The organism is Neisseria sp. P0021.S005 (assembly GCF_051956955.1).
Genome location: NZ_JBQCWY010000115.1, coordinates 1 through 7862, shown reverse-complemented (window position 1 = coordinate 7862; position 7862 = coordinate 1). Strand labels below are relative to the sequence as shown.

8 protein-coding genes and 1 pseudogene are annotated in these 7862 nt (G+C 48.4%); 8 read left to right on the top strand and 1 reads right to left on the bottom strand.

The genetic code is table 11. The features are described from left to right. The 8 genes from pilB to ispH form a co-directional block, all read left to right on the top strand. Positions 1 to 1562: type IV-A pilus assembly ATPase PilB (pilB, locus tag ACTHUE_RS08275; protein ID WP_440423257.1), on the top strand; the 1562-nt coding region annotated here is incomplete at its 5' end. 79 nt (positions 1563 to 1641) lie between these two features. Then, complete coding sequence (locus ACTHUE_RS08270; protein ID WP_004518865.1) at positions 1642 to 2883, top strand: type II secretion system F family protein; 1242 nt, start codon at positions 1642 to 1644, stop codon at positions 2881 to 2883. A 1-nt stretch (position 2884) separates the two neighbouring features. Next, positions 2885 to 3772, top strand: a complete 888-nt coding sequence (locus ACTHUE_RS08265; RefSeq protein WP_004518866.1) for a prepilin peptidase — start codon at positions 2885 to 2887, stop codon at positions 3770 to 3772. Beyond that, positions 3772 to 4392, top strand: coding sequence for a dephospho-CoA kinase (gene coaE / locus ACTHUE_RS08260; RefSeq protein ID WP_004518867.1), 621 nt, complete (start codon positions 3772 to 3774; stop codon positions 4390 to 4392). The genes ACTHUE_RS08265 and coaE overlap by 1 nt, the downstream gene beginning before the upstream one ends. Further along, a complete protein-coding gene (gene yacG / locus ACTHUE_RS08255) occupies positions 4389 to 4571 on the top strand; it encodes a DNA gyrase inhibitor YacG (protein ID WP_004518868.1) in 183 nt (60 codons plus the stop codon). Before coaE ends, yacG begins: the two co-directional genes overlap by 4 nt. Before the next feature lie 81 nt (positions 4572 to 4652). Beyond that, entirely contained in the window at positions 4653 to 5552 is a 900-nt protein-coding gene (gene glyQ, locus ACTHUE_RS08250; protein WP_004518869.1) for a glycine--tRNA ligase subunit alpha, read from the top strand. Between the two features lie 148 nt (positions 5553 to 5700). Continuing rightward, the gene (gene lspA / locus ACTHUE_RS08245; RefSeq protein WP_039861846.1) at positions 5701 to 6207 is read left to right on the top strand and encodes a signal peptidase II; all 507 of its coding nucleotides are present in this window, start codon (positions 5701 to 5703) and stop codon (positions 6205 to 6207) included. Positions 6208 to 6220: 13 nt separating this feature from the next. Next, positions 6221 to 7189 carry a 4-hydroxy-3-methylbut-2-enyl diphosphate reductase gene (gene ispH / locus ACTHUE_RS08240; RefSeq protein WP_440361233.1) on the top strand — a complete coding sequence of 323 codons (969 nt, stop codon included), beginning with the start codon at positions 6221 to 6223 and terminating at the stop codon, positions 7187 to 7189. A gap of 119 nt (positions 7190 to 7308) precedes the next feature. Here the strand turns inward: ispH and ACTHUE_RS08235 are convergent. Then, positions 7309 to 7862: pseudogene (locus ACTHUE_RS08235) on the bottom strand (cell division protein FtsZ); the annotation flags it as partial.

Below are 7862 nucleotides of genomic sequence, written 5' to 3'. Positions count from 1 at the left end.
ACGGCATCATCTCCCCTAAAGCTTTGGGGGAGTTAGTTGCGCGCGTATTCAGCTATCCCCTTTTGGATTTGCACTACTACCCGCGCAATAATGTAGTCAGCGACATTCTGACGGAAGAGCAAATGGTGCAAAACCGTTGCATTCCGATTTTCAAACGCGGACGCAAGGTTTATTTCGCCGTATCCGATCCAACCCAAATCCAAAACTTTCAAAAAATCGCTTTTGCTTCAGGTTTAAGTGTCGACTTGGTCGTAGTTCCCGACGACCAGCTCAGCTCATTGCTGGAATGGCTGGGTCAACGTTCGACAACCATTCTGAAAGAAATCAACGACGAACATGAAGCAACGCAGCAATCGCAATCGCTTTATATCGACAATGAAGAAGCTGAAGACGGCCCTATCCCCCGTTTCATCCACAAAACCTTATCCGATGCCCTGAACGCGGGCGCATCGGACATCCACTTTGAATTCTACGAACAAATGGCGCGCGTCCGTTTCCGTGTGGACGGGCAATTGCGTGAAGTCGTACAGCCGCCTGTCGCCGTACGCGGCCAGTTGGCATCGCGTATCAAAGTGATGGCGCGTTTGGATATTTCCGAAAAACGTATTCCGCAAGACGGCAGAATTCAAATTGCCTTCCATAAACACGGCCGTCCGATTGACTTCCGTGTCAGCACTTTGCCGACATTGTTTGGCGAAAAAGTGGTGATGCGTATCCTAAATTCCGATGGTACATCGCTCAATATCGACCAGCTCGGTTTGGAGCCTTTCCAAAAAGAAATGCTGCTGGAAGCCATCAACCGCCCTTACGGCATGGTATTGGTTACCGGTCCGACAGGTTCGGGCAAAACCGTTTCGCTCTATACCTGCCTGAGTATTTTGAACACAGAAGATGTGAATATTTCAACGGCAGAAGATCCGGCCGAGATTAACCTGCCAGGCGTCAACCAAGTCAACGTCAATGAAAAACAAGGCCTGACGTTTGCTGCCGCACTCCGATCCTTCTTGCGTCAAGATCCTGATATTATTATGGTCGGTGAGATTCGTGACTTGGAAACCGCCGACATCGCCATTAAAGCCGCCCAAACCGGCCACATGGTTTTCTCTACCCTGCATACCAATAATGCACCAGCCACGCTGTCCCGCCTTTTGAACATGGGTGTTGCGCCTTTCAACATCGCCAGCTCGGTCAGCCTGATTATGGCGCAAAGGTTGTTGCGCAGACTGTGTCCAAACTGCAAACGCGAAGTTGAGCGCCCGCCGGTTCCAGCATTGAAAAAAGCCGGCTTTACCGATGCAGACTTGGCTCAAGATTGGAAACTCTACCGCCCGGTTGGCTGCGACAGCTGCCGCGGCAAAGGCTTTAAAGGCCGCATCGGTATTTATGAAGTCATGCCGGTCAGCGATGAAATGCAAAAAGTCATTATGAACAACGGTACAGAAGTTGATATCATGAACATGGCCTATCAGGAAGGCATGGTAGACTTGCGTCGTGCCGGCCTCATGAAAGTCATGCAAGGCCTGACCTCGTTGGAAGAAGTGACTGCTCATACCAATGACTAAACTGCCATATTTTCGAAAATTAAAATAAAGCGGTACGGGGAAACAGTCCGCTTTATTTCTTACAAACAAGGGATAACTCATGGCTCAAGCAGAGCAAAAAAGAAGTCTGTTCGGCTCAAGAAGCAAAGGCAAGCGTTTTACATTTGAAGGAAAAAATACCGAGACCGAACGTCTTGTCCGTGGTGAAGTAGTTGCCAAAGACGAAGAAGAAGCACGCAAAAAACTCCAACGCAGAGGCATTCGCCCTTTGCGTATCAGCAAAGTTAAAACCGCACGCAAACGCCGTATTACCCAAGAAGACATCACGGTGTTTACGCGCCAACTGGCAACGATGATGAAGGCAGGCTTGCCGCTGATGCAGGCTTTTGAAATCGTTGCTCGCGGCCACTCCAATCCGAGCATGACCGAAATGCTGATGCAGGTTCGCTCCGATGTCGAACAAGGTAGCGCATTAGGCAAATCATTCTCCAAATATCCAAAATATTTCGACCGCTTCTATTGCAATCTGGTCAGCGCAGGCGAGTCCGGCGGCGTATTGGAAAGCTTATTGGACAAACTGGCTGTCTATAAAGAAAAAACCCAAGCCATTAAGAAAAAAGTCAAAACCGCACTGACCTATCCGATTGCCATTATCGTGGTGGCGATTGCGCTTATCTTCATCATGATGATGTTTGTGCTACCTGCCTTTAAAGAAGTTTATGCCAATATGGGTGCAGAGTTACCAAGCCTTACCCAACTTGTCATGAACTTGTCTGATTTATTCGTCGACTACGGCTGGATTATGATCATCCTTTTGATTGTTTCGGCCTTCGGCCTGTACAAACTCCATGAAAAATCGCCTACTTTCCAAAAACGAATCGATGCTTTGATTTTGAGACTGCCTGTTTTTGGCACCATCGTCCGAAAAGCGACCATCGCCCGTTGGGCGCGTACGACTTCCACCCTCTTCGCAGCCGGCGTTCCTTTGGTGGAAGTATTAGATTCAGTTGCAGGCGCATCCGGCAATATTCTCTATGAAGAAGCCACTCAAGATATTCGAGCCAAGGTAACCCAAGGCCTGTCGCTAACATCCAGTATGCAAAGTACAGATATGTTCCCAAATATGGTGATCCAAATGGCAGCCATCGGCGAAGAGTCAGGCTCTTTGGACGATATGCTGAACAAAGCAGCCGAATTCTACGAAGATGAAGTAGACAACTCCGTCTCCCGCTTATCTGCCTTGATGGAGCCTATCATCATGGTGGTATTGGGTTCGCTCATCGGTATCTTGCTGATTGCCATGTATCTGCCTCTGTTTAACTTGGGTAATGTCGTAGGTTGATATGCTTGATAGTATTTACTCTGCCATCGACGCCCTCTCCGTTCTTGCGCCATTCGCTATTCCTTTAGCCGTTATTTTGGGATTACTGATTGGCAGCTTTCTGAACGTTGTTATTTATCGCACGCCGATAATGATGGAACGCGAATGGACACAATTTTCTAAAGAGCATTTGGGCATCGAGCTGAAAGACGAAGAAAAACAGCCATTTAATCTGCGCAAACCGGATTCACGCTGCCCCAAATGCAAAAGCCCAATCAAACTTTGGCAAAACATCCCCATCCTCAGCTATGTTTTCCTGGGAGGAAAATGCCACTCCTGCAAAACCGCTATCGGCATACGCTATCCGCTGATTGAGCTGCTGACAGGTGTCTTATTCGGTATTGTCGCATGGCAATACGGCTGGTCATGGGCAACTATTGGCGGATTCATTCTGACTGCCATATTGATTGCGCTGACCTTTATCGATGCCAATACTCAATATTTACCCGACAGCCTGACTCAGCCCCTAATTTGGATCGGCCTGCTGTTTAATCTGAATGATACATTCGTGCCCCTGCATTCAGCCGTTTTAGGCGCAATCGCAGGCTATATGAGCCTTTATACTTTATGCGCCGTCTATAAACTTCTGACCGGTAAAATCGGCATGGGCAATGGCGACTTCAAACTTTTGGCTGCGCTTGGTGCATGGCTGGGCGTAGGAATTTTGCCTGTTCTGATCTTCATGGCTGCCTTAGTCGGGCTGGTGGGCGCACTCATCGCCCGTGTCGGCAAAGGCCAATATTTTGCTTTTGGTCCCAGTCTTGCTGTGGCAGGATGGATTATTTTGGTTGCCAATGCACCTATTACCCAACTGGTACAATGGTGGCTCGTACAATCAGGATTCCGATAATGACATTATGGATAGGCTTGACCGGCGGTATCGGTAGTGGCAAATCATCTATCGCCCAAATGTTTGCCGAACTTGGCGTACCCATTATCGATGCTGATGCCATCAGCCGCTCACTGACCGCTGAAAACGGCGAAGCCCTTCCTGCCATCCGCCAGCTTTTCGGGGATGAGGTTTTTGATCATAAAGGCCGTCTGAATCGTATGGCTTTACGGGAAGAAGTTTTCAGACGGCCTCAATCTAAAAAACAACTGGAAAACCTGCTTCTGCCATTAATCTTAAACAAAATCCAACAGCAGAAACAAAAACTTGCCTCATCCGCCTACGGCATTGTCGATGTACCGCTTTTGATTGAGAATCCGGCATTTAAAGCGGAGACCGACCGTATTTTGGTTGTAGATGTTCCAGAGTCCGTCCAAATCAAACGCGTACACCAGCGCAATGGTTTTTCAGAAGAACAAACGCGTCAAATCATGGCCACCCAAGCTTCTCGACGTGACAGACTGCTGCATGCCGACGATGTATTGGACAATACCCATAGCATGGAAGAAGCAAAAATCAAGGTTGCCCATTTGCATCAATACTATCAATCCATTGCAAAAACTCTGAAAGAAACTGCATGACCGCTCCTGTTGTAAAATGTCCGACCTGCCACAAAAAAGTCGTTTGGAACACCGACAGCCCCTACCGCCCTTTCTGCAGCAAACGGTGTAAACTCATTGATTTAGGCGAATGGGCGCAAGAAAAATACACTGTTTCTTCAGAAGACGACCCTTTTTCAGACCTATTGAACAGCAAATAACCTACGCCGCTTCCTTCAGCCTATCCAAAACAAGCTCAAAACAGTAAAATACCCTCTTTATTCCAATCTATTCCATCCACCATGCTCACCTTCCAACAAATTATTTTCAAATTACAAAACTACTGGGCAGACAAAGGCTGCACCGTTATCCAACCTTTCGATATGGAAGTCGGTGCCGGTACTTCGCATCCAGCCACCTGCCTGCGCGCATTAGGCCCGGAGCCTTGGTTTGCCGCTTACGTTCAACCCAGCCGCCGCCCCAAAGACGGCCGCTATGGCGACAACCCCAACCGCCTGCAACACTACTATCAATTCCAAGTTGCGCTCAAACCAGCTCCCGCCAATATTCAAGACCTATACCTCGACTCCCTGCGCGAATTGGGTATCGACCCTAAAGTACACGACATCCGCTTTGTCGAAGACGACTGGGAAAACCCTACTCTCGGCGCTTGGGGTTTGGGTTGGGAAGTTTGGCTCAACGGTATGGAAGTAACCCAATTCACCTACTTCCAACAAGTCGGCGGTATCGACTGCTCCCCTGTACTTGGTGAAATCACCTACGGTATCGAGCGTCTCGCCATGTATTTGCAAGGCGTAGAAAACGTGTACGACCTCGTTTGGGCAAAAACCCTTGATGGTAACATCGTCACTTACGGCGACGTTTATCATCAAAACGAAGTCGAACAATCCACCTACAACTTCGAATACAGCGATGCCGATTGGCTCTTGCGCCAATTCAACAACTACGAAGAACAAGCTAAACGCCTGCTTGCAGTTGAAGACACCAGTCTTGCCCTACCTGCTTACGAGCTTGTACTCAAAGCCGGCCACACGTTCAACCTCTTGGATGCACGCGGCGCCATTTCCGTTACCGAGCGCGCAACCTACATCGGCCGCATTCGTGCACTGAGCCGTATCGTTGCGCAAAAATTCGTTGAAAGTCGCGAGAAACTGGGCTTCCCATTACTTAAAAACCAATAAGCCCTCACATACATGCCACGCCGCCCTTTGATACATTCAAGTGGCGGCGTTTCTATTTTCAGACGGCCTTAACGTCGATGCCATCGCAAACACTTCCTGCCTGCTTTCAGGTAAAATAAGCCCTTTATTACATAAACCGTCTGAAAACATGAGTTCATCCTCTTCTGCAAAAACGCCCTTTTTCTTACTTTCCCTCGTTGCCATCATTCTTGACCAACTGAGCAAATGGGAAATCTTGAAACACTTTACCGAAGGCGAACGCCTCAATATCATTCCAGACTTTTTTGACCTGACGCTTGCCTATAATCCAGGCGCGGCATTCAGCTTTTTGGCAGACCAAGGCGGCTGGCAAAAATTCTTCTTTTTAGGTCTGGCCGTCGTCATCAGCCTGTATTTGGCCCGTGCCATCTGGCGCGATGAGTTTGGACGCTGGGGCAAACTGGGGGCAGCCATGATTATCGGCGGCGCAATTGGCAATGTGGTTGACCGTCTGATTCACGGCCACGTTGTCGATTTTCTGCTTTTCTATTGGCAAAACTGGTTCTACCCCGCATTTAACATTGCCGACAGCTTTATCTGCGTTGGCGCAGTTTGCTTGGTAATAGACGGTTTGCTGCACAAAAAAACACCTTCAAACGACACAAAGGCCGTCTGAAAACGGAACGCACATGACTCAAAAAACCATTATCCTTGCCAATCCCCGCGGCTTCTGTGCCGGTGTTGACCGTGCCATCAGCATTGTTGAACGTGCACTCGAAGAATTCGGCGCGCCCATTTACGTCCGCCATGAAGTCGTTCACAACAAATTCGTCGTGGACAATCTGCGGGCAAAAGGTGCCGTCTTTGTCGATGACTTGGCGGATGTCCCAAAGGGTGCCACACTGATTTACTCTGCTCACGGCGTATCCAAAGCCGTACAGGAAGAAGCGGCACAACGTGGTTTCCGCGTTTTTGATGCCACCTGCCCTCTGGTCACCAAAGTTCATAAAGAAGTAGCCCGCCTCGATGAGCAAGATTACGAAATCATCATGATCGGCCACAAAGGCCACGTCGAAGTAGAAGGTACAATGGGACAGTTGCCCCCGGGTAAAATGTTTTTGGTTGAGACAGTGGAAGATGTAGCCGGACTGAACATCAAAAATCCTGACAAACTTGCCTACGTCAGCCAAACCACTTTATCGGTGGACGAAACCAAAGACATTATTGCTGCTTTAAACCAACGCTTCCCCAATATCCGCAATCCGCACAAAGAAGATATCTGCTACGCCACAACCAACCGTCAAACTGCCGTTAAAGAATTGGCGGAAGAATGCGATATTGTGATTGTTGTCGGCTCGCCCAACTCTTCCAACAGCAACCGCTTACGTGAAGTAGCCGCATTGCGAGGAGTTGATGCCTATATGGTCGATAATGCTTCCTACCTGAAAAAAGAATGGTTTGAAAACAAAACCAAGGTCGGTGTCACTGCCGGGGCATCTGCGCCCGAAGTCTTGGTTCGAGAAGTCTTACAAACCATTCAAGACTGGGGACACGAGACCATACGCGAAGGAGAAGGTGCGGAAGAAAGCATTGTATTTGTCTTACCCAAAGAGTTGCGTCGTGAGGGTGAAAACAAGCAAATTCTCAATAAAGGGTAAGTTTGTTATTTGCCTTATTTGAACTTAAGGCCGTCTGAAAACTTTCAGACGGCCTTAAGTTTATTTTACTCATAAAAAAGACCTGCCTTAAAAGCAGGTCTTTTCATACATGATCCTGATTATTTATCAGAAGTATGTTGCTGACGGCGCAAGATAGCTGGAATTTCAAAGTCATCCAGTACAGACTGGTTGCTGAAATCAGCAGCAGTCAGATTCATAGAACGGATATTGCGGTTGGTACGAACCAGGCTTTCAGCACTACTTTGGCTTTGAGCTTGAGGTGCTTCTTCCGCACCGCGTACCAATTGTTGGGTACGGGCAGCAGCACGCAGTTGGTTGTCAGTACCGTTTTCTTTCAAGCCGGTAGCAATAATGGTAATACGGATAGCATCTTCGCTCATGCTCTCGTCTTCGGCAGCACCAAATTTGCATTCCACTTCAGGGTGTGCATTTTGGTTGACGATACGCATAATCTCGTTGAACTCAGACATTTTCAGGCAACCAGGAGCAGTGGTAATGTTTACCAATACACCGCGTGCGCCATCCAAAGTAACGTTATCCAAGAGCGGGCTGGAGATAGCTTGATCGGTAGCCAAACGGGCACGGTCGATACCTTGCGCGAAACCTGAACCCATCATGGCGATACCGCGATTGCTCATCACGGTTTTCACGT

Excerpts from the sequence above, each read along its gene's own strand:
- glyQ (WP_004518869.1), top strand. The coding sequence starts at position 4,653 with ATGCTCACCTTCCAACAAATTATTTTCAAATTACAAAACTACTGGGCA.
- lspA (WP_039861846.1), top strand. The coding sequence starts at position 5,701 with ATGAGTTCATCCTCTTCTGCAAAAACGCCCTTTTTCTTACTTTCCCTC.
- ACTHUE_RS08270 (WP_004518865.1), top strand. The coding sequence starts at position 1,642 with ATGGCTCAAGCAGAGCAAAAAAGAAGTCTGTTCGGCTCAAGAAGCAAA.
- ispH (WP_440361233.1), top strand. The coding sequence starts at position 6,221 with ATGACTCAAAAAACCATTATCCTTGCCAATCCCCGCGGCTTCTGTGCC.
- ACTHUE_RS08265 (WP_004518866.1), top strand. The coding sequence starts at position 2,885 with ATGCTTGATAGTATTTACTCTGCCATCGACGCCCTCTCCGTTCTTGCG.
- coaE (WP_004518867.1), top strand. The coding sequence starts at position 3,772 with ATGACATTATGGATAGGCTTGACCGGCGGTATCGGTAGTGGCAAATCA.
- yacG (WP_004518868.1), top strand. The coding sequence starts at position 4,389 with ATGACCGCTCCTGTTGTAAAATGTCCGACCTGCCACAAAAAAGTCGTT.